This is a genomic window from Halomonas ramblicola, from assembly GCF_030409215.1.
Taxonomy (GTDB): domain Bacteria; phylum Pseudomonadota; class Gammaproteobacteria; order Pseudomonadales; family Halomonadaceae; genus Halomonas; species Halomonas ramblicola.
Genome location: NZ_JAUFPL010000028.1, coordinates 521,788 through 541,443, shown reverse-complemented (window position 1 = coordinate 541,443; position 19,656 = coordinate 521,788). Strand labels below are relative to the sequence as shown.

General features: G+C 72.6%; 18 protein-coding genes. 10 read left to right on the top strand and 8 right to left on the bottom strand.

The features are described 5' to 3' along the window. Positions 1 to 6: 6 nt before the first annotated feature. Both siaB and siaA read right to left on the bottom strand, forming a co-directional pair. Positions 7 to 540, bottom strand: coding sequence for a biofilm regulation protein kinase SiaB (gene siaB, locus QWY80_RS13525; protein ID WP_290232377.1), 534 nt, complete (start codon positions 538 to 540; stop codon positions 7 to 9). Positions 541 to 586: 46 nt separating this feature from the next. Next, on the bottom strand, positions 587 to 2,587 hold the full coding sequence (gene siaA, locus QWY80_RS13520; protein ID WP_290232374.1) for a biofilm regulation protein phosphatase SiaA: 2,001 nt from the start codon (positions 2,585 to 2,587) through the stop codon (positions 587 to 589). Between the two features lie 252 nt (positions 2,588 to 2,839). On the opposite strand from siaA, the gene QWY80_RS13515 reads away from it, so the two are divergent. Both QWY80_RS13515 and QWY80_RS13510 read left to right on the top strand, forming a co-directional pair. Continuing rightward, positions 2,840 to 3,181 carry a YbjQ family protein gene (locus QWY80_RS13515; protein WP_290232373.1) on the top strand — a complete coding sequence of 114 codons (342 nt, stop codon included), beginning with the start codon at positions 2,840 to 2,842 and terminating at the stop codon, positions 3,179 to 3,181. A 32-nt stretch (positions 3,182 to 3,213) separates the two neighbouring features. Then, positions 3,214 to 4,002 carry a M48 family metallopeptidase gene (locus QWY80_RS13510; RefSeq protein ID WP_290232371.1) on the top strand — a complete coding sequence of 263 codons (789 nt, stop codon included), beginning with the start codon at positions 3,214 to 3,216 and terminating at the stop codon, positions 4,000 to 4,002. A 58-nt stretch (positions 4,003 to 4,060) separates the two neighbouring features. Here the strand turns inward: QWY80_RS13510 and QWY80_RS13505 are convergent, their stop codons facing one another. Further along, a complete protein-coding gene (locus tag QWY80_RS13505) occupies positions 4,061 to 6,001 on the bottom strand; it encodes an exoribonuclease II (RefSeq protein ID WP_290232369.1) in 1,941 nt (646 codons plus the stop codon). A gap of 231 nt (positions 6,002 to 6,232) precedes the next feature. Here QWY80_RS13505 and QWY80_RS13500 point away from each other — a divergent pair, with 231 nt between their 5' ends. The 6 genes from QWY80_RS13500 to QWY80_RS13475 all read left to right on the top strand — a co-directional run bounded on the left by QWY80_RS13500 (position 6,233) and on the right by QWY80_RS13475 (position 14,343). Next, on the top strand, positions 6,233 to 6,967 hold the full coding sequence (locus QWY80_RS13500) for a GntR family transcriptional regulator (RefSeq protein WP_290232367.1): 735 nt from the start codon (positions 6,233 to 6,235) through the stop codon (positions 6,965 to 6,967). A gap of 14 nt (positions 6,968 to 6,981) precedes the next feature. Next, positions 6,982 to 8,085 (top strand): N-acetylglucosamine-6-phosphate deacetylase, encoded by a 1,104-nt coding sequence (gene nagA, locus QWY80_RS13495; RefSeq protein WP_290232365.1) that lies wholly within the window; start codon positions 6,982 to 6,984, stop codon positions 8,083 to 8,085. Beyond that, positions 8,085 to 9,104, top strand: coding sequence for an SIS domain-containing protein (locus QWY80_RS13490; protein WP_290232362.1), 1,020 nt, complete (start codon positions 8,085 to 8,087; stop codon positions 9,102 to 9,104). Before nagA ends, QWY80_RS13490 begins: the two co-directional genes overlap by 1 nt. Before the next feature lie 43 nt (positions 9,105 to 9,147). Continuing rightward, the gene (gene ptsP, locus QWY80_RS13485; protein WP_290232361.1) at positions 9,148 to 11,730 is read left to right on the top strand and encodes a phosphoenolpyruvate--protein phosphotransferase; all 2,583 of its coding nucleotides are present in this window, start codon (positions 9,148 to 9,150) and stop codon (positions 11,728 to 11,730) included. After that, a complete protein-coding gene (gene nagE / locus QWY80_RS13480; RefSeq protein ID WP_290232360.1) occupies positions 11,727 to 13,430 on the top strand; it encodes an N-acetylglucosamine-specific PTS transporter subunit IIBC in 1,704 nt (567 codons plus the stop codon). Before ptsP ends, nagE begins: the two co-directional genes overlap by 4 nt. A gap of 115 nt (positions 13,431 to 13,545) precedes the next feature. Then, complete coding sequence (locus QWY80_RS13475) at positions 13,546 to 14,343, top strand: Cof-type HAD-IIB family hydrolase (protein WP_290232359.1); 798 nt, start codon at positions 13,546 to 13,548, stop codon at positions 14,341 to 14,343. Here the strand turns inward: QWY80_RS13475 and QWY80_RS13470 are convergent, their stop codons facing one another. From QWY80_RS13470 to QWY80_RS13450, 5 genes are all read right to left on the bottom strand, one after another. Continuing rightward, positions 14,344 to 14,784, bottom strand: a complete 441-nt coding sequence (locus tag QWY80_RS13470; protein ID WP_290232358.1) for a universal stress protein — start codon at positions 14,782 to 14,784, stop codon at positions 14,344 to 14,346. It abuts the gene before it with no gap. Positions 14,785 to 14,884: 100 nt separating this feature from the next. Further along, the gene (locus QWY80_RS13465) at positions 14,885 to 15,937 is read right to left on the bottom strand and encodes a TIGR01620 family protein (protein WP_290232356.1); all 1,053 of its coding nucleotides are present in this window, start codon (positions 15,935 to 15,937) and stop codon (positions 14,885 to 14,887) included. After that, positions 15,934 to 17,325, bottom strand: coding sequence for a YcjX family GTP-binding protein (locus QWY80_RS13460; RefSeq protein ID WP_290232354.1), 1,392 nt, complete (start codon positions 17,323 to 17,325; stop codon positions 15,934 to 15,936). Before QWY80_RS13460 ends, QWY80_RS13465 begins: the two co-directional genes overlap by 4 nt. 23 nt (positions 17,326 to 17,348) lie before the next feature. Continuing rightward, complete coding sequence (locus QWY80_RS13455) at positions 17,349 to 18,527, bottom strand: MFS transporter (RefSeq protein ID WP_290232351.1); 1,179 nt, start codon at positions 18,525 to 18,527, stop codon at positions 17,349 to 17,351. Positions 18,528 to 18,541: 14 nt separating this feature from the next. After that, positions 18,542 to 18,727 carry a hypothetical protein gene (locus tag QWY80_RS13450; protein WP_290232349.1) on the bottom strand — a complete coding sequence of 62 codons (186 nt, stop codon included), beginning with the start codon at positions 18,725 to 18,727 and terminating at the stop codon, positions 18,542 to 18,544. Between the two features lie 79 nt (positions 18,728 to 18,806). On the opposite strand from QWY80_RS13450, the gene QWY80_RS13445 reads away from it, so the two are divergent. Together QWY80_RS13445 and QWY80_RS13440 are read left to right on the top strand one after the other, a co-directional pair. Beyond that, a complete protein-coding gene (locus tag QWY80_RS13445; RefSeq protein ID WP_290232347.1) occupies positions 18,807 to 19,358 on the top strand; it encodes a DUF924 family protein in 552 nt (183 codons plus the stop codon). Positions 19,359 to 19,399: 41 nt separating this feature from the next. After that, entirely contained in the window at positions 19,400 to 19,642 is a 243-nt protein-coding gene (locus QWY80_RS13440) for a GlsB/YeaQ/YmgE family stress response membrane protein (protein WP_290232345.1), read from the top strand. Positions 19,643 to 19,656: the final 14 nt, after the last annotated feature.

Sequence of the window (19,656 nt, the reverse complement as noted above, 5' to 3'; positions counted from 1 at the left end):
CAAGCATCAGATCGTGGCTGTCAGGCTAAAGAAACTTTGCCGGCTGGGCAACGGCTGCAGGGAGGCCTCGAGCGGGTGCGAGGACTTGCGCGCCATGTCGAGCAGCCCCAGCCCGGCGCCGGCGTCGCCCTCGGCGTCGCGCGGACGGCGTAACTGGCGCTTGTAGGCGGCCTTGAGCTCGGCCCTGTCCAGCGCGGCCAGGGACTCGATGGTGCGGACCAGGCGCTCGCCGTCGGCCTCCTCGACCAGGTTGCCGGCCGAGACCAGGTAGTGCCCCTCGGCGTCCTGGGCCACCGCCACCGTGGCCGAGGCCTGCCGGTCGTCGTAGCCCTGGCGACGGGCGTAGTGGCGGATGTTCTGGGTCATCTCGATGTAGACGGCGAAGACATCCATGGCCGACGAGGGCGTGGCCTGCTGGGTGTCCAGGTAGTTGCGCAGCGCCTTGCCGATCTCCTCGATCAGGCTGCGCGAGATGGGGCCGTTGAAACACAGCATGATGCGATCGCGCTCGTAGCTCTCCCGCATGCTCAGCAAGTCCATGGTCGCTCCTCGTTGGCGCCCGCGGCGGGGCGGCGTCGTCTGATGGTCAGGCATCATCCTCCTGCGGTTCGATGCGAAAGACCAGCAGGGTGATGTCGTCGCGCTGGGGCAGCGCGCCCTGATACCCGCGCAGGGCTGCCTCGTAGGCCTGCAGTTGCGCCTCCAGCGGGCGGGCGGCCTGGGACCGCACCAGGGCCTCGAAGCGCCGGTTGCCGAAGCCGAAGCCCTCGTCGCCGCCCGCCTGGTCCAGGAAACCGTCGCTGCACAGGACATGGCTCCAGCCGGGCCGCAAGGGGGCGCGCCGGTTCTCGTAACGGACCGGGCGGCGATGGCCCAGGGCCCGCCGATGCCCCTCGAGGCGCTCGAGGGTCGTGCCGTCGCTGGCATAGAGGTCGATCTTGGCCCCGGCATGGGTCAGCGTGCCGGCAGCGGGGTCCACCCACACCAGGCCGATGTCCATGGTGGTGGCGATGGAGGAGGGCAGGCGATCGGCGGGCAGCAGCTCGCGGCCCTGGCGGTCGATCTCGTTGAGCAGGGCGGCCGGATCGTCGGCGCCTTCCTGGGCGATGGCGTGGTCGATGATGGCCCGGGCCAGCATGGTCATCAGCGCCCCGGGCACGCCGTGGCCGGCGCAGTCCACCACCCCGAGCAGGTAGCCGCGCTGGGTGGCCCGGAACACGTAGAAGTCGCCGCCCACCACGTCGCGGGGTTTCCACAGCACCCCGTAGCGGTGGGACAGATGACGCGCCAGCTGGCCGTCGGGGAGAATGGCGCGCTGGATGATGCTGGCATACTGGATGGAGGCCTCCAGCTTGCGGTGGACGGCGACCAGGTTCGCATGCGTCGTTTCCAGCGCCTGGGTGCGCTCCCTGACCTGTCCCTCCAGGTCGCGGGTGTAGCGCTCCACCTGGCGGGCCATGTGCGAGAAGGCCCGCGACAGCTCGCCGATCTCGTCCTGGCGCCCGGTGGGCAGCCGCGACTGGTAGTGGCCACCGGCGATGGCCTGGGCGGAGAGCTTCAGGCGATGCAGGGGCGCGAGGACCAGGCGGTGGGTGGTGTAGGCGAAGGCCGCCACCATGATGGCCAGGATCAGCACCAGGGCGATGACCATGGGCCAGAACCAGCGCCTGTCGAGCAGCGGGGCGGCCTGGAGGTCCAGGGCGGTGACCAGCAGCCACTGGAGCTCGGGGATATAGCCCACCGAAAGCAATCGTGGCTCCCCCTCCAGGTGCGCCTGCAGGGCATGGAGCTCGCCGGGACGTCGCCGGGCGTCGTGCATCGCCTGGCGCAGGGCGTCGCGTTCGGCGTCCGAGGCGAGCAGCGGCGGGAGGCGGTGCCCCGTGTCGATCGCGAAGGGCGGCCGGTCCGTACCGAAGGCGATGCGCTCGGTGTCGGGATGGACCTGGATGATGCCGCGGGGGTCGACGATCATCGCCGTCATGCCGGGGGCGCTGGCGCGGATGAAGCGGTCGAGGAAGCCCTGGAGGTCGAGAGCGGTGCCGGCCAGGCCCAGCGGCTCGCCATCCTCGCGGACCTTGACGTTGATCCATACCCGGGGGCGCTCGAAGGCCCGGTCGATCCTGAGATCGTAGGTCGAGGTCCTGGCCATGGTGTCGAAGTACCAGGCGGCATCGGGCTCATCGCGGGAAAGGCGCTGGCGTGCCGCCGGTGCGGCGCCGTCCCGGAAGTGGTAGTCGCCGCTGGCATGCCGGACGATGAAGTGGTTGCGTCCGGTGAACTGCTGACGGAAGCCCTCCGCCTCGGCCTGGAAGCGGCGGCGCGCCGCCGGATCGTCGGGATCGGCGAGCCACTCCCTCGTCACCACCGAACCGGCGAAGCGTCGCACCAGGGCGAGCTCCCGGGAGACGGGGGCCATGATCCGCTGCATCTGCAGCAGGGTGTACTGCTCGGCATAGGCCCCGGCGAAGTGGCGTCGCACCTCCTCGACGGCCTTCCAGCCGATCAGCGCGGCGGGGATCAGCGCCAGCAGGCAGGCCAGCAGTAGGCCCGCGACGGACTTGCCGCGCAGGCCGAAGAGAGTCGCCATGTCTCGCTTCCCTGAGTGGCATCCAATGCCCCTAAGGTATCTGAATCGTGCCGCCGGTGCCCGTGCGAGGATAAACGCAGCGGCCGATTGTCTGCATTCGCCTCGGGGCATGTAGGAGATCGCCTACGGCGGGAGATGCCCTGGTCGCTTCGGCCACCCTGCCGTCTTCCCGTTCCGGCGAGAGGGTGGATAATGGGTGACGGTCGCCACCCCCAGGGTGGCTCAGGGAGACAACCAGAGGAGGAGATTCCCATGTCCGACCGCGTGATCATCACCACGTCCTCGCACCTCGAGGGCTACCGGGTCACCGAGCATCTCGACGTCGTTTCCGCCGAGTGCGTCTTCGGGATGAACGTCTTCAAGGACCTGTTTGCCGGCCTGCGAGACTTCTTCGGTGGTCGCAACAAGTCCTCCCAGAAGGCCCTGCGCGAGGCGCGCATCGCCTGCCTCGACGAGCTGCGCCGCGAGGCAGGCGAGCTCGGTGCCAACGCGGTGATCGGCGTGGACCTCGACTACAGCGAGATCTCCGGTGGCGGCAAGTCGATGCTGTTCCTGGTGGCCACGGGGACCGCCGTTAAGGTGGCCCGGGCCTGAAGGGCCCGGAGCCGACCAGGAGGGCCCCTCGGATGGCGAGACGCCTTCTCGTGCCGCTGCTGCTCGCGGCACTGCTCGCGGGCTGCGAGGAGACCCCCACCGGGCGCTCGCGGCTGGCGCTGGTACCCGACATGCTGATGCGCGACCTGGGCGAGCAGACCTTCGTGGAGATGCGCCGCCAGCGCCCCGTGTCCAACGACTCGGCGACCAATCGCCTGGTGCAGTGCGTGGCGCGAGCGGTGGTGGGGGCGGCTCGGGAGGCCTATCCGGATGTCGAGATGCCCGCGGAGTGGGAGGTGGTGGTGTTCGAGGACGCCTCACCCAATGCCTTCGCCGTGCCGGGTGGGCGGATCGGGGTACACCAGGGGCTGCTGGCGGTGGCCGGGACACCGGCGCAACTGGCCGCGGTGATCGGCCACGAGGTGGGTCATGTGCTGGCCGATCATGGCAACGAGCGGCTGACACAGCAGCTCGGCATCAAGGCCGTCCTGCTGGTGGTGGGGCTGTTCAGCGAGGGAGAACTGGCCGGTGAGACGCTGATGCGGGCCCTGGGGCTCGGCGCGCACCTCGGCATCGCCCTGCCGTTCAGTCGTACCCACGAGGAGGAGGCCGATATCATGGGACTGACGATCATGGCCCGAGCCGGCTTCGATCCCCGCGAGAGCCTCGTCCTGTGGCGCAACATGGCGGCCGCCGGCGGCGGTCAGCCCCCCGAGTTCCTTTCCACCCACCCGGCCCATGCGTCGCGCATCGAGGCCTTGCAGGCCCACATGGACACGGCGCTCGAGAAGTTCCGGGCCGCCACACCGGCAGGCTGTTAGCATCGGACGACGAACGGCGACCCGAGGGTCGCCGTTCGTGCAGGGGGCGGGGGAGGGCTCAGTCCGCCGGACGGGCCACCAGCGAGCGGGTCGCCTCGCGGGCCTCGACGAGCACCACGCGGATATGGTCGCCGAGCTTGAAGCGCTCCTCGTTCTCCACCTGGATGCGCCCCTCCTTATCGTCGATGGCCACCTTGTCGCGATCGCTGTGCAGGGTGGGGGCCGGCACGAAGGCGGTGGCGCCGTTGGCGGTGAGGCGCACGCGCATGCCGCCGCGGTTGACCTGGATGACCTCGGCGTCGAAGGTCTGCTGGGCCTCGGCGGCGGGAGTCAGGTAGCGCACGTAGAGCCAGTCCTTGACGTCGCGCTCGGCCATGCGGTTGAGGCGGCGACGCTCGGTGAGCTGCTCGGTGAGCGCGAGGCTGGCCTCGGCCGGCGCCTGCTCGCCCTTGAGCACCCGCTTGATCAGGCGGTGGTTGACCATGTCGCCGTACTTGCGGATCGGCGAGGTCCAGGTGGCGTAGGCGGGCAGGCCCAGGCCGAAGTGCGGGCCGGGTTTGGCCGACATGCTGGTGAAGCCCTGGAAGCGGCGCAGGCGGTGGTCCAGCCAGGCGTCGTCACGGCCCTCCAGCTCGCGCTTGAGCTCCTTGTAGCGGGGCAGCTCGGTGAGCGCCTCCAGCGCCACCTCGATCTCCTGGCTGGCCAGGAAGTCGCGGGCGGCCTCCGCCTTGTCGCTCTCGAAGGCGCGGTGGACGTTGAAGATGCCATGACCCACGTGCTCGGCCAGCAGGTCGGCGCAGCAGGCATTGGCGGCGATCATCGCCTCCTCGATCATGCGATTGGCGATGCGCCGCTCCTCGGTGCGGATGTCCAGGACGTTGCCGGCCTCGTCCAGGTCGAAGACATAGTCGGGGCGGTCCTTGAACACCAGGGCATGCTCGGCGCGCCAGGCGCTGCGCGCCTGGGTCAGGTCGCGCAGGGCCTGGAGCTGCTCGCCGATGGCCTCGTCCGGGGCCCAGTCGCCCTGGCCCTCCAGCCAGTCGGAGATGCGCTCGTAGGCCAGCTTGGCGTGGGACCGGGCGGTGGCGGCGAAGAAGCGGTAGTCGCCCAGGCTGCCGTCGGCGTTCACCGTCAGGGTACAGGCCAGCACCGGGCGGTCCCGGCCCTCCCACAGCGAGCAGAGGTCGTCGGCCAGCTGCTCGGGCAGCATGGTGACGTTCTGGCCGGGCAGGTAGACGGTGAAGGCGCGGGTGCGCGCCTCGAGGTCCGCCGCGTGGCCCTCCTCGACATAGGCGGTGGGGTCGGCGATGGCCACCGTGAGGTCCCAGCCGCCCTCCGTACGCGGCACGATGCGCAGGGCATCGTCCATGTCGCGGGTCTTCTCGCTGTCGATGGTGAAGAAGGGCTCGGCGGTGAGGTCCTCGCGGGCGAGGCCCTCGTCGCGCAGCGGCCAGTCGTCACCGGCATCGGGGCACGCCTGCTCCAGGGCGTGGCGGGCCAGGGTCACCCGCCACGGCACCGCCGGGTCGTCGGCCTTGGCCACCAGCTCGTCGATCTGGGTGAAGAAGCCGCGGTCGTCGGCCTTGAGCGGGTGGCGCACCAGGCGGGCCACCACCCAGTCGGCGTCATCGATGCTCGCCTCGTCGAGGCTGCGCTTGAGGCGCGCCTTGAGGGAATTCTTGATCGAGGGGTGGTCGGGCACCACCGCCAGGCGTCCCTCGCGCTTCTGCACCCGGGCGATGAAGCGGTCCAGTCCCTGCTCGATCAGGGTGTCCGGCTCGACGCTCTTCTTGTCGCCCTCCTCGTGGAGGACCGCCGCCACCCGGTCGCCATGCAGCACCTGCTTCATGGCGGGGGGCGGCACGAAGTAGGACTCGCCCTCGTCGGTCTCCAGGAAGCCGAAGCCCTTGTCGGTGGCCTTGATCACGCCCTCGACACGGGGCGTGTTGGAACGGATCTGTTGCTTGAGCTGAGCAAGCAGGGCGTTGTTCTGCAGCATGGTCACGAATGGTGGCGGGGTAAGGGGGCCACTATACGGATTCCCGTGGCCGGCGCCAATCACACACGATCCGAAGTTTTCTTTATTGCTGGCGACTCAAGGGCCTGCGGGCCTTGCCGGCGGCACGGCGTCCGGTATTCGACCAAGGTGGCATTCAATTGGTATTCAACTGGTATCAATGTGGTTCTATAGTGGTATCAACAACGGCTACCGATGCTGCGGGAGAGACCCATGGACGAGCGCTTCGCCCAGTTGCGACTGGACCCCCAGGGGGCGACCCCCCTCTATCAACAGCTGGCCCGCCAACTGGAGCAGGCCATCGAGGACGGCGCCTGGCAGGCCGGCGAGGCGCTGCCCTCGGAGCGCAACCTCGCCGAGGCCCTGGCGGTGTCGCGGATCACCGCCCGCAAGGCGCTGGACCGCCTGGCCGAGCTGGGGCTGATCCGGCGCAATCGCGGTTCGGGCACCTTCATCGCCCCGCGCCTCAACCAGTCGCTGACGCGGCTGGTGAGCTTCACCGAGATGCTCACCCAGCGCGGCTTCACGCCCCGCTCCCACTGGCTCGAGCGGCGCCTGGCCACCCCCGGGGTGGAGGAGGGCATGCGCCTGGGGTTGGGGGCCGACGCCCGGGTGGCGCGGCTGCGCCGCCTGCGCCTGGCCGACGAGGTGGTGATGGCGGTGGAGGAGAGCTGCCTGCCGGCCTCGGTGCTGCCCGACCCCCGGGCGGTGGAGGCCTCCCTCTATGCGGTGCTGGAGGCCGCCGGCAAGCCGGTGGCCCGGGCCCTGCAGCATGTCACCGCGATCAATGCCAGCGGCGAGCTCGCCGTCCTGGCCGAGGTGCCCGAGGGCCAGGCGCTGCTCAAGGTGACCCGCCTGGGCTACCTGGCCGACGGCACCCCGGCGGAGCTCACCGTCACCTACTGCCGCACCGACTACTACGACTTCATGGTCGAGCTCACCCGCTGAGCCGAGGAGACTCCATGCTGTACGGCAATATCCTGACCCCCGACGGCTGGCGACTGGGGGAGGTCCACTGGGCCGAGGGGCGCATCAGCCGCATCGGCGGCGAGCCGGTGGACCCCGAGGAAAACGACCTGCCGCGCATCCTGCCTGGCTTTATCGACCTGCATGTGCATGGCGGCGGCGGCGCCGACGTCATGGAGGGGCGCGAGGCGCTGGCCACCCTGGCCCGTACCCATGCCCGCTTCGGCACCACCCGGCTGCTGGCCACCACCATGACCGCCCCGGACGCCGACGTCCGCCGGGTGCTCGGCGAGATCGACGCCTATATGGCCGACCCCGATCCCCGTGCCGCCGGGGTGCTGGGCGTGCACCTGGAGGGGCCCTGGATCAATCCCGGCAAGCTCGGCGCCCAGCCCTCCCATGCCCGTCCGGGCCGGCTCGAGGAACTGGATGCGCTCTGTGCGCTGGCACCGATTCGCCTGGTGACCCTGGCCCCGGAACTGACCGGCCACCGGACGCTGATCCGCCACCTCGGCGAGCGCGGCATCCGGGTACAGCTGGGCCATACCCTGGGCAGCTACGAGGAGGGGGTCGAGGCCCTCGAGCACGGGGCCTGCGGCTTCACCCACCTGTTCAACGCCATGACCGGCCTGCATCACCGCAAGCCGGGCATGGTGGGGGCGGCCCTGGCCCATGCCGACTACGCCGAGCTGATTCCCGACCTGCTGCACGTCCATCCCGGCGCCATCCGCGCCGCCCTGCGCTGCATCCCCCACCTCTACGCGGTGACCGACTCCACCGCCGCCGCCGGCATGCCCGACGGCGACTACCGTCTCGGCGAGCAGACCGTGACCAAGTGCCTGGGCGGCGTGCGTCTGGCCGACGGCACCCTGGCCGGCAGCACCCTGACCATGGATCAGGCGCTGCGCAACCTGGTGGCGCTGGGCCTCTCCCTGGCCGAGGCCTCCGACCGCCTCTCCCGCTACCCGGCCGACTTCCTCGGCCTCACCGGGCTGGGGCGCCTGGCCGTGGGTGCCCCCGCCGACCTGGTGGTGCTCGACCCCCGACTCCAACTCCAAGCGGTCTTCGTCGAGGGCCGCGCCATCCGAGGAGACGCCTGATGTCCCTGATGCTCGATGAAGCCCGCAACGCCCCGGAGCGCATCCGTGGCCAGTTGCAACGCAACGCCGGCCTGCTCGCCGACCTGGGCGAGCACCTGCGCCGGCGACCGCCCGTCGGGGCGGTGACCGTGGCCCGCGGCAGCTCCGACCATGCCGCCGGCTACTTCGCCTACCTGTGCATGAAGCTCCACGGCATTCCGGTGGCCTCGTTGCCGCCCTCGCTGACCACCCTCTCCGGGGCCCCCTGGCGGCTCTCGGGGCAACTGGCCCTGGCGGTCTCCCAGTCGGGTCAGAGCCCCGACCTGGTGGCGACCCAGCGGGCCCTGGCCGAGGCCGGTGCCCATGCCCTGGCCCTGGTCAACACCCCGGAATCGCCGCTGGGCGCGGCCAGCCACCGGGAGGTGCCGCTGTATGCCGGTCTCGAGCGCAGCGTCGCCGCCACCAAGAGCTACCTGGCGACCCTCTCGGCCATGGCCCAGTTGCTGGGACACTGGCAGGAGGATCACCGCCTGCTCGACGCCCTCGCCGGTCTGCCCGAGCGCCTGACCCGGGCCGCCGAGGCGGACTGGTCGCCGGCCATCGAGGCCCTGGAGGCCGCCGATCGGCTGATGGTGATCGGCCGTGGCGCCGGCCTGGCCGTGGCCCAGGAGGCGGCGCTCAAGTTCAAGGAGACCTGCGCCATCCAGGCCGAGCCGTTCAGCGGTGCCGAGGTGCGCCACGGCCCCATGGCGCTGATCGGCCCGGGCTACCCGGTGCTGGTCTTCGCTCCGCCGGGGCCGGAGCAGGCCGGGCTGCTGGCGCTGGCCGAGTGGCTCGAGGGCGTCGGCGCCCGGGTGCTGCTGGCCGCCGATGAGGCCGTGCCCCGGCGACACCTGACCCTGGTGGACGCCGGCCACGAGGCGCTGCAGCCGCTCGCGGTGATCCAGAGCTTCTACGTCATGGTGGCCGGCCTGGCCGCGGCCCGGGGCAGCGATCCGGACCGCCCCCGCCACCTCCACAAGGTCACCCGCACCCTGTGAGCCGCCCCGCCCTCCGGCGACAACAACAATTCGGGAGTTTCCCATGACCGTATCCACATTGACCCTGCAGGCCCCCGTCGAGGGCGTGGTGGTGCCCCTGACCGAGGTGCCCGACCCGGCGTTCGCCGGCCTGGCCCTGGGGGAGGGCATCGCCCTGGATCCCCTGGGCGAGTGCCTGCACGCCCCCTGTGACGGCGAGGTGGTGCAGTTCGCCCGCACCCACCACGCCCTGACCCTGAGGACCGAGGCCGGGCTGGAGTTGCTGCTGCACCTGGGCCTGGACACTGTCGAACTCGGTGGCGAGGGCATCGAGCCGCTGGTCGCCGTGGGCGACCGGGTACGCGCCGGCGACCCCCTGTGCCGCTTCGACGCCGACCGCCTGGCCCGCGGCGCCACGGCCCTGATCACCCCCTTGGTGATCACCGAGCCCGCCGGCTGGCGGCTGCGTGAGCCGACCCATGGCGGAGGCGAGCGCGTCGCCCGGGGCGAGGCGCTGCTGGTGCTGGAGGCCGTCGCGGCGGCGAGTGCCGGGGACCAGGCCACCGGACCCGAGCTCGAGCGCCACCTGAGCCTGGCGCTGGCCGCCGGCCTGCACGCCCGGCCCGCGGCGCGGCTGCGGGCCATCGCCCGGGAGCATGGCGTGACCCTGACGGTGCATGCCGAGGCGGGCGAGGGCGGCGGCGATCGTCCCCGCGCCAGCGCCGAGAGCCTGAGCGCCCTGATGAACCTGGGCCTCGGCGAGGGCGCGGCCCTGCGGCTGACCGCCCGGGGCGAGCGCGCCGCGGCGGCCCTGGACGCCGCCGAGACGCTGCTCACCACCCCCGAGGCGGAGGAGCACGGCGCCCCCGCGGCGGCGACGCCCCTTCCGGCAGGCGAGCTGGGGGAGGGCGAGCTGGCCGGGCTGGTGGCGAGCCCTGGCCTGGCCCGAGGGCCGTTGGTCCACTACCGGCCGCCGCTGCCCAGGGTACCTCGGGACGGCGAGGGCGAGGCCCTGGAGGCACCGCGCCTCGACGCCGCCCTGGTGAGCGTCGGCGAGGCCCTGGCCCAGGCCGAGGCGGAGGCGACGGGCCAGGGCCAGGCCGCCGAGGCGGAGATCTTCGCCGCCCACCGCGCCTGGCTGGAGGATCCCGACCTGGCGGCCTCGGCCCGCGAGCGCATCCGCGCCGGACGCAGTGCCGGCCAGGCCTGGCGCGAGGCGCTGGACGCCGAGGCCGAGCGGCTCGCCGCCAGCGGCAACGCCCTGCTGGCGGGGCGGGTCGCCGACCTGCGCGACCTGCAGCGGCGGGTGATGGCGGTGCTCGGCGACGCGGCCGAGCCCGCCCTGCCCGAAGTCCCCGAGGGCGCCATCCTGGTGGCCGAGGAGCTGACCCCCTCCGAGCTGGTGGCCGTGGCCGCTCGCCATCCGGCGGGTCTCTGCCTGGCCGGCGGCGGTACCACCTCGCATGTGGCGATCCTGGCGCGGGCCCGGGGCATTCCCTGCCTGGCGGCCATGGGACCGGCGCTGCGGGAGGCGGCCGGCGAGCAGGCGGTGCTGGATGCCGACGGCGGGCGCCTGGAGACGGCGCCGAGCCCGGCCCGGCTGGCCGAGGTGGCGGCGCGGCTCGAGGCGCGGCGTCATCGGGCCGAGGCCGAGCGCGAGGCGGCCCGGGAGCCGGCGATCACCCGCGATGGCCGCGTGGTCGAGGTGGGCGCCAATATCGGCGGCGGCGAGGAGGCCCGCCTGGCCGCGCACAACGGTGCCGACGGCGTGGGCCTGATGCGCAGCGAGTTCCTCTTCCTGGAGCGCGACGGCGCCCCCGACGAGGCCACCCAGCGCGGCGAGTACCAGGCCGCCCTGGACGCCCTGGGCGGCAAGCCGGTGATCATTCGCACCCTGGACATCGGCGCCGACAAGCAGTTGCCCTACCTGCGCCTGCCGGCGGTGCCCAACCCGGCGCTCGGCATGCGTGGCATGCGCCTCTGGCACAGCCATCCCGGGCTGCTGGAGTCCCAGTTGCGGGCCCTGCTGCGGGTCGAGCCCCTGGCGAGCCTGCGCATCATGCTGCCCATGGTCACCGAGGCGGCCGAGCTGCGCGAGGTGCGCCGGCGCCTGGAGGCCCTCGCCGCCGAGCTGGGCCTCGCCGAGCGCCCGCGCCTGGGGGCCATGATCGAGGTGCCCAGCGCCGCGTTGTGTGCCGACGGCCTGGCCGGCGAGGCGGACTTCCTGTCCATCGGCACCAATGACCTGATCCAGTACACCCTGGCCATGGACCGCGAGGAGCCGGCGCTCAGCGCCCGGGCCGACGTCCTGCACCCTGCGGTGCTGCGGCTGATCCGGACCACCGTGGAGGGGGCCGCCGGGCGCTGCCCGGTGGGGGTGTGCGGGGCCGCCGCCGGCGACCCCCTGGCCGCGCCCCTGCTGGTGGCGTTGGGCGTCGACGAGCTCTCCGTGGAGCCGGCCCGGGTGCCGGCGGTCAAGGCCGCCCTGCGTCGCCTGGATGCCGGTGCCCTGGCCGGACGGCTCCCCGAGCTGCTGGACCTGGGCGAGGCCGCCGCGGTACGCGAGCGTCTCGCGGCCCTGCTGGCGGCGGACGCCGACGCGCACGACACCACAACGACAACGTCCCTCGAGAGGTGCCTGAAATGATCACCACGACCCTCGGCTCCCGCCTGATGGGCGGGCTGCAGCGGCTCGGCCGCTCCCTGATGCTGCCCATCGCGGTGCTGCCCATCGCCGGCCTGCTGCTGCGCCTGGGCCAGCCCGACCTGCTGGACATCGCCTTCATCGCCGGCGCCGGCGAGGCGATCTTCGCCAACCTGGCGTTGATCTTCGCCATCGGCCTGGCGGTGGGCTTCGCCAACGACGGCAATGGCGCCGCCGGCCTGGCCGGGGTGATCGGCTACCTGGTGCTGGATGCAGTGCTCATCGCCCTCAACCCCGAGATCGACATGGGCGTGCTGGCGGGCATCATCATCGGCAGCGTGGCGGGGCTGCTCTACAACCGCTACCACGCGATCAAGCTCCCCGAGTACCTGGCCTTCTTCGGTGGCCGGCGCTTCGTGCCCATCGCCACCGGGCTGGCCGCCGTGGCACTCGGCGTGCTCTTCGGCCTGGCCTGGCCGCCGGTACAGCACGGCATCGATGCGCTCGGCCGGTGGTTGATCGATGCCGGCGAGCTGGGCCTGTTCGTCTACGGCGCGCTCAATCGCCTGCTGATCGTCACCGGCCTGCACCATGTGCTCAACAGCCTGGTGTGGTTCGTCTTCGGCAGCTTCGAGGCGGCCTCCGGCACGGTGGCCAGCGGCGATCTCAACCGCTTCTTCGCCGGCGATCCCACCGCGGGCAGCTTCATGGCCGGCTTCTTCCCGGTGATGATGTTCGGCCTGCCGGCCGCGGCCCTGGCCATGTACCATGCCGCGCCGCAGGGCCGCCGTGCCCAGGTGGGCGGCCTGCTGCTCTCCCTGGCGCTGACCGCCTTCCTCACCGGGGTCACCGAGCCCATCGAGTTCACCTTCATGTTCCTGGCGCCGCTGCTCTACGGCCTGCATGCGCTGCTCACCGGCGTGTCCATGGCGCTGCTGCACTGGCTCGACGTCAAGCTGGGCTTCACCTTCTCCGCCGGCGCCTTCGACTTCGCCCTTTCCTACGGCCTCGCCACCAACGGCTGGCTGATGCTGCCGGTGGGGCTGGCCTATTTCGCCCTCTACTACACGGTGTTCCGCTGGGCCATCGCCCGCTTCGACCTGCCCACCCCGGGCCGCGAGCCCCAGACCGACGCGCCCTCCGACGCTGCCACGACCGCAGCCGGCGAGCGCGGACCGGCCTTCGTCGCCGCCCTGGGCGGGGCGGGCAATCTCGGCAGCGTCGGGGCCTGCACCACCCGGTTGCGCCTGGTGCTCGACGATCCCGACGCCGTCGACGAGGCGGCCCTCAAGGCGCTGGGCGCGCGTGGCATCCTGCGCCTGCAGGGTGGCGGCCTGCAGGTGATCCTGGGCCCCATCGCCGACGGGGTGGCCGACGAGATCCGCGCCGCCATGGCCGCCCAGGGCACGGCGCCCGTCGCCGCGTCCGTGGAGACGTCGACGCGCGAGGCCGGGGAGGCGACCCCGGCCATCGATGCCGAGGCCCGTGGCGATTGGCAGCGGGCCCTGGGCGGGGCGGACAACGTGCGTGCCGCCGCGGCGGTCGCCGCCACCCGGCTGCGGCTGGAACTGGCCGACGCCGCAGGCCTGGACGAGGCGGCCCTGGTGCGGCTCGGTGCCCGAGGCGTGCAGCGCCTGCAGGGGGGCGTGGTGCACGTGCTGCTCGGCGAACGGGCCCAGGCCGTGGCCCGGGGCCTGGCGTAACGCCGCGCCGGGGGACCATGCGTCGGCGGGGCGGCCGGGATGGGCCGCCCCCGCGGCGATGGGACACGGTGGGTGAATCGGTTAAGCTGTGGCGCACTGGAATCCGGAGAGTGCCATGACCCCACACCTGATCGTTTCCGACCTGGACGGGACCCTGCTGGATGCCGGCCACGGCCTGGCCCCGGCCACCGTCGACACCCTGCGCGCCCTGGCCGAGGCGGGCCACCACCTGGCCTTCGCCTCGGGGCGCCACTATCGCGACATGCTGGCCTTCCGCGAGCGCCTGGGGGTGCCGGTGCACCTGATCAGCACCAACGGCGCCTACTTGCACGATCCCCGGGGCGATCTGGTGGCCGCCCGCCACCTGGCGGTGCCCGTGGCCCGCGAGCTGATCGCGCTACCGCGTCCTCCCGAGGTGCGCCTCAACCTCTACCGCGACCATGACTGGCTGATCGATGCCGAGGCCCCCGAGCTGCTGGCCCTGCATGCCCACACCGGTTTCGGCTACCGGGTGGCCGAGCATGCCGAGCTGGACGGCGTGGGCGTGGGCAAGGTGCTCTACATCGGCGAGCCGTCGCGGGTGGCCGAGCTGGAGGCGCGGATCCGCGAGCGCCACGGCGCGGGGCTTCACGTCACCTACTCCATGGCCAACTCCCTGGAGGTGATGGCCGGCGGGGTCAACAAGGGCACGGCGCTGACCGCCCTGCTGGAGAGCCTGGGCCTCACGCCGGAGCGCTGCCTGGCCTTCGGCGACAACCTCAACGACACCGAGATGCTGGCCCTGGCCGGCGAGTCCCATGTGATGGCCAACGCCCACCCCGAGCTGCCCGGCCGAGTGCCGGACGCCCGGCGCATCGGCCATCACGCCGAGGGGGCGGTGGCCGCCCAGCTGCGCGAGCGCTTCGGGCTGTGATCAGTGCACCGTGATCACGGTGGCCGGGGCGGCGTGGGCCACCTTGTGGGAGACGCTGCCGACCACCAGGCCCTGAAAGTCGCCCAGGCCGCGGCTGCCCATGACGATGGCCTCGACGCCGCGTTCCTCGGCCTCGGCAAGGATCGCCCGGGCCGGCTCACCCTCGCCGAGACGGGATTCGACCCGGGTGGCACCCTGTTCGCGGGCGGCCTCGACGGCGCGGGCGAGCACCTCCTCGCCGACCCGCTGGCGCTCCGCCTGGCTCGCGTCCAGGGCCACGGCGCCGATCCCCCAGACCAGCAGGGCCTCGTGGGCGATCGGCTCGGGCACGTGAATCAGATAGAGGGTGCCGTCATCCGGCGAGAGCAGCCGACAGGCCACGGCAAGCGCCTTGCGAGCGTGTTCGGAACCGTCGACGGGGACCAGAATGGACGAGAACATGGGCTATCTCCTCGGGGCAGGATATCTTCCATCAGCGTAGCGGGTCTGCGTCCGGCGGGGAGGTGCGCGGTGCATCGAAAGCGAAGTTTCTTGACGTGGGTCAAGCGTTTCCGTCGGTGGGGCGGTCGCCCTCCCGCTCCAGGCGGCGGAGCTGCTGCCACAGCTCGCGGCGCAGGTCGGCCAGGCGCGGCGCCTCGTCCCCGGCGAAGGGCAGGGGGCGGGCGAGGCGCTGGGTGCGCAGCCCCAGCCGGGCGCTGAGCAGGCCGATCCCCAGCCCCTGGGCGGCACGGGTCGAGAGGCGGCCGGCCAGGTCCATGGAGAGCATCTCCATGCCCGCGTCGCCGGCCAGCTCGGTGGCGCCGGCGAAGGCCATCTGGCGCAGCACCTCGCGCAGCAGGCGAAGGCGCGCGGCGTAACCCAGCTCCAGGCCGTAGAGCCGGCACAGCCGGTCGACCATGGCCAGGCCGCGCCAGGCCACCAGCAGCATGTCCACCAGGGTCAGCGGGCTCACCGCCACCATCACCGCCGTCTCGCCGGACATTCGCGACACCAGCCGGCGCGCCGCGCGGTCGCGCGGGGCGAGCAGGTGGTGGTCGAGCAGGGTGCGCACCTCCGCCCCCGTATGGTGCGCCTGGCGGGCGCTCAGGAAGGCCTGCCAGTGGGGATGGTCGTCGTCCAGGGCCAGGGCCCGGCGCAGCGCCTCGGCGGTGGCGCCGGCCTCGCGGGCGTCGGCTCGGGGCAGGGCCGCCAGGCGCTCGCGCAGACGGTCGTGTCGCTTCAGGCGGCGTAGCCGCCACAGCTCGCGGGCCAGCGCCGAGCCGCCCAGGCCCAGGGCCAACAACAGCAGCAGGCTCCAGGCCCCGGCCAGCCAGTCGCCGCCCAGCCCGGCCCGGTAGAGGGTGTGGCCGGCCTCCACGGCGCCCAGCCCCAGGCCGGCGCCGAGCAGGCCGAGCAGTCCCCAGCGCCGCCGACGCGGCCGGGCCAGGTCGGCCTCCAGGGCCCGCTCGCCGGGAGCATCGGGCTCGGGCGCCAGCGCCCGGCTGGGCAGGTCGGTGGCGAAGGGCTCGGCGGGGCGCGGATCCGGCGTGGCCCCGGGAGCGGGCGGCTCGGGAGCGAAGCGCCGGCCGGGTCGCGGGTCGCGGGGCTCGGTCATTGCAGCTTGTCTCCGATCAGCCATTCCAGGGCGGCGTCCATGCGGATGTGCGGCAGGGCGCCGCCGTCCTGGGGCGGCGGGCGGAAGGCGGGGAAGTCGAAGCCCTGGCGGGCCCAGAAGGCGGCGTCCGGCAGGCGTTCGGGCAGCTCGCCGGGGAACAACAGCAAGGGCTCGCCGTCGAGGCCGGTGCCCTGCAGCGCCGGGCTGCGGCGCCCCTGGTGCTCCACCTCGCGGGCCTCGCTGGCGCGAATCGCCGCCAACGACAGGGCGCGCACCGGTACGTCGGCGAAGCGCAGGTCCTTGAGCGGCTCGGCGAGCAGGGCCTCGAGCAGTGCCACCATCCGCGGGTGCTGCTCCGGGGTGACGTGATCGGCCTTGGTGGCCGCGATGGCCAGGCGGTCGATGCGCGGGGCGAAGAGCCGCGAGAGCAGGCTGCGCTTGCCGTAATCGAAGCTCTGCATCAGGTTGGCGAGCGCCCGGGCGAGGTCCTGGAAGCGCTCGGGGCCGGCGTTGAGGGCGCCCAGCAGGTCGACCAGCACGATCTGGCGATCGAAGCGGCGGAAGTGGTCGCGGTAGAAGGGCCGGACGATGTGCTGCTGGTAGTGGCGGAAGCGCCGCGCCAGGGTGGCGTAGTTGCTCTCCTCGGGCAGGGCGGCGAGCGCGGCCGGCTCGGCCTCGGCGATCCCCGGCAGCGGGAAGAACTGCAGCACCGGGGCGCCGGCCAGGTCGCCGGGCAGCAAGAAGCGTCCCGGCTGCAGGTCGGCGAAGCCCGCCTCGCGGGCGGCGCGCAGCCCCTCGGCGTAGTGCTCGGAGATCTCGGCGAGCCGCGCCTCGTCGGCCTCGGCGGCGGGGTCCAGCGCCTCGGCCGCGGCCCGCCAGGCGGCGAAGTGGGCCTCCCGCTGGTGACCCTGCACGGCCTGCTGGCGCCGGCACCAGCTGGGGTAGTCGTGTTCCAGCAGCGGCAGGTCGAGCAGCCACTCGCCGGGATAGTCGAAGAGGTCCAGGGTCAGCTGGCGCGTCTCGCCGGCGAGCCAGCCGCGCCTTGCCGGGCGATGGCGGATCGCCAGGCGCAGCTCGCTGATGCCGCGGGTGGGCTCCGGCCAGCTCGGCGGCGTCTCCGCCAGGGCGGCCATCGCCGGGTCGTAGGGGAAGCGCGGCACGGCGAGGTCCTGCTGGTTGACGCGCCGCGCGCCCAGCAGGCGACCCTCACGGGCCGCCGGCAGCAGGTCGAGGCGCGCCTCCAGGCCGGCGTGGCGCAGCTGGTTGACCAGGGAGGTGAGGAAGGCGGTCTTGCCGGAGCGCGACAGGCCGGTGACCGCCAGGCGCAGCTGGCGGTCGCGGCCACGCTCGAGGAGGTCCTGGAACTCGCGTGCCAGTGGCTGGGGCATCCGTGGCGGCTCATCCTGAAAATTCAGTCACTAATGTGAGGGCGCCGGGCGGGATTGGCAAGCCGCCAGCGCAGCAGCGCGGCCGGGGGCAGCAGGCACAGCGGCAACAGCACCAGGTTGAGGGGCGACCAGCCCAACTGGCTCACCAGCGGGCCGGCGGCCAGGGCGGTGAGCGCTACGGTGGAGAAGACCAGGAACTCGTTGGCGGCCTGGGTGCGCGCCTTCTCGGCGGGGCGGTAGGCCTCGGTGAGCAGGCCGGTGGCCGGTAGGAAGGTGAAGTTCCAGCCCAGCCCGAGCAGCACCAGGCCGACATGGAAGCCCGCCAGGCCGCCTTCCCACTGGGCCACCAGGGCGCTGGCGGCCAGCAGCAGACAGCCGGCGATGATCATCCGCGGCGCGCCGAAGCGGCCGGTGAGCCGGCCGGTGACGAAGGAGGGCAGGAACATCGCCAGCACGTGCCACTGGATGGTGGTGGCCACGTGGTCGAAGTCGTGGCCGGCATGGTTCATGGCCAGGGGCGTGGCGGTCATGGCCAGGTTCATCACCCCGTAGCCGATCAGCGCCGCGCTCACCGCGGCGACGAACACCGGCTGGCGCAGGATCTCGCCCAGCGGCCGGCCCGGTCCGTCCGAGTGGGTGGCCTCGGCCGGGGGCAGGCGCAGCAGGACGAGGATCGCCAGGGCGACCAGGTAGAGGGCGCCCAGGCCCATGAAGCTGCCCAGGAAGGGCACCTCGCCCAGCCCCTGGCTGATCCGGGCCAGCCAGGGGCCGAAGAAGGCGGCCAGTACCCCGCCACCCATCACCAGGCCGATGGCCCGGTCGCGCAGCGGCGCCGGGGCCGCCTCCACGGCGGCGAAGCGGTAGAGCTGACCGAAGCCGATGCCGATGCCGATCAGCCAGGTGGCCAGCAGGAAGAGGCCGAAGCGTTCTCCCACCAGGGCCTGGAGCGCCAGCGCCACGCCGGCCAGGCCCACCAGGTTGCCGAGCACGAAGCCGCGCTTGCGCCCCAGGCGTCCCATGATCAGCGAGGCGGGGATGGTGGCACACATCAGGCCCAGCCACTGGGTGGCGACCGGGGCGGTGGCCCAGTTGGCGCTGGGCGCCAGGGCGGCGCCGATCAGCGGCGAGACGGCGATCAGCAGGATGTTGCCGCTGACCAGCAGGGCCTGGCAGAGCGACAGCAGGGCGACGGTGGCGGGCATGGGACATCCTCGTGTCAGGGGGTGGCCACCAGGGCGTAGAGGGTGGGGGAGGCGGCGATCAGGAAGCCGGCGCCGGCCAGCAGGCGCCCGGCGGCGCGATGGCGCTCGCCGCGGGCCAGCGTCAGCCCGGCCAGGCAGACCAGCAGGCCGACGACGTGCAGGGCATAGTTGAGCATCGACCAGATGGGATCCGGGTTCATGGCGCTCCTCGCTTGTGGTGTCACGGCGGGGATGGTATCAGGTGAACAGGGCGGCCACAGCACAGCGGAGGCGCGACACATGGCGACAGGTCCCGAGGCGCGAACGGTGCTGGACTTCTGGTTCGGCGAACTCGCGCCGGCTCAGTGGTTCCGCAAGGACCCGGCGCTGGACGCCGAGATCGGCCGGCGCTTCGGCGACCTGCCGGCGGCCGCCAGGCGCGGCGAGCTGTGGGGCTGGCGTCGATCGCCCGAGGGGCGGCTGGCCGAGATCCTGGTGCTGGACCAGTTCCCCCGCAACCTCCACCGCGACAGCCCGCTGGCCTTCGCCGGCGACCCGGTGGCGCTGGTACTGGCCCAGGAGGCGGTGGCCCGGGGCGCCGACCGGGCCTTGCCGGTGTCCTGGCGCGCCTTCCTCTACCTGCCCTACATGCACAGCGAGTCGCTGGTCATCCATGACGAGGCGCGGCGGCTCTTCGACCAGCCGGGGTTGGAGGAGAACCTGCGCTTCGAGCACCGTCACCGCGAGATCCTCGAGCGTTTCGGGCGCTATCCACACCGCAACGCCATCCTCGGCCGGGCCTCCAGCGCGGAGGAGCTGGCCTTCCTGGAGCGGCCGGGCTCGTCGTTCTGAGCCTGGCGTGTCTCACCCAAACGAGCGACAAGGAGAGCGAGATGGGAATCATTGCCTGGTTGATCATCGGTGGCCTGGCGGGCTGGATCGCCGGCCACATCATGCGCGGGGGCGGCTTCGGTATCCTCGGCAACATCGGCGTCGGGGTGGTGGGGGCCGTGATCGGTGGCGGACTGTTCAGCCTGCTGGGGCTGGAGGCCGGCGGCTTCATCGGTTCGTTGGTGACCGCCATCGTCGGCGCGGTGGTGCTGCTGTGGGTGATCGCCAAGGTGAAAAAGGCCTGAGACGGCTGACCTTC

Bases quoted from the DNA above. Each gene is read 5' to 3' on its own strand.
- siaB (WP_290232377.1), bottom strand. From the start codon at position 540: ATGGACTTGCTGAGCATGCGGGAGAGCTACGAGCGCGATCGCATCATG.
- siaA (WP_290232374.1), bottom strand. From the start codon at position 2,587: ATGGCGACTCTCTTCGGCCTGCGCGGCAAGTCCGTCGCGGGCCTACTG.
- QWY80_RS13515 (WP_290232373.1), top strand. From the start codon at position 2,840: ATGTCCGACCGCGTGATCATCACCACGTCCTCGCACCTCGAGGGCTAC.
- QWY80_RS13510 (WP_290232371.1), top strand. From the start codon at position 3,214: ATGGCGAGACGCCTTCTCGTGCCGCTGCTGCTCGCGGCACTGCTCGCG.
- QWY80_RS13505 (WP_290232369.1), bottom strand. From the start codon at position 6,001: ATGCTGCAGAACAACGCCCTGCTTGCTCAGCTCAAGCAACAGATCCGT.
- QWY80_RS13500 (WP_290232367.1), top strand. From the start codon at position 6,233: ATGGACGAGCGCTTCGCCCAGTTGCGACTGGACCCCCAGGGGGCGACC.
- nagA (WP_290232365.1), top strand. From the start codon at position 6,982: ATGCTGTACGGCAATATCCTGACCCCCGACGGCTGGCGACTGGGGGAG.
- QWY80_RS13490 (WP_290232362.1), top strand. From the start codon at position 8,085: ATGTCCCTGATGCTCGATGAAGCCCGCAACGCCCCGGAGCGCATCCGT.
- ptsP (WP_290232361.1), top strand. From the start codon at position 9,148: ATGACCGTATCCACATTGACCCTGCAGGCCCCCGTCGAGGGCGTGGTG.
- nagE (WP_290232360.1), top strand. From the start codon at position 11,727: ATGATCACCACGACCCTCGGCTCCCGCCTGATGGGCGGGCTGCAGCGG.
- QWY80_RS13475 (WP_290232359.1), top strand. From the start codon at position 13,546: ATGACCCCACACCTGATCGTTTCCGACCTGGACGGGACCCTGCTGGAT.
- QWY80_RS13470 (WP_290232358.1), bottom strand. From the start codon at position 14,784: ATGTTCTCGTCCATTCTGGTCCCCGTCGACGGTTCCGAACACGCTCGC.
- QWY80_RS13465 (WP_290232356.1), bottom strand. From the start codon at position 15,937: ATGACCGAGCCCCGCGACCCGCGACCCGGCCGGCGCTTCGCTCCCGAG.
- QWY80_RS13460 (WP_290232354.1), bottom strand. From the start codon at position 17,325: ATGCCCCAGCCACTGGCACGCGAGTTCCAGGACCTCCTCGAGCGTGGC.
- QWY80_RS13455 (WP_290232351.1), bottom strand. From the start codon at position 18,527: ATGCCCGCCACCGTCGCCCTGCTGTCGCTCTGCCAGGCCCTGCTGGTC.
- QWY80_RS13450 (WP_290232349.1), bottom strand. From the start codon at position 18,727: ATGAACCCGGATCCCATCTGGTCGATGCTCAACTATGCCCTGCACGTC.
- QWY80_RS13445 (WP_290232347.1), top strand. From the start codon at position 18,807: ATGGCGACAGGTCCCGAGGCGCGAACGGTGCTGGACTTCTGGTTCGGC.
- QWY80_RS13440 (WP_290232345.1), top strand. From the start codon at position 19,400: ATGGGAATCATTGCCTGGTTGATCATCGGTGGCCTGGCGGGCTGGATC.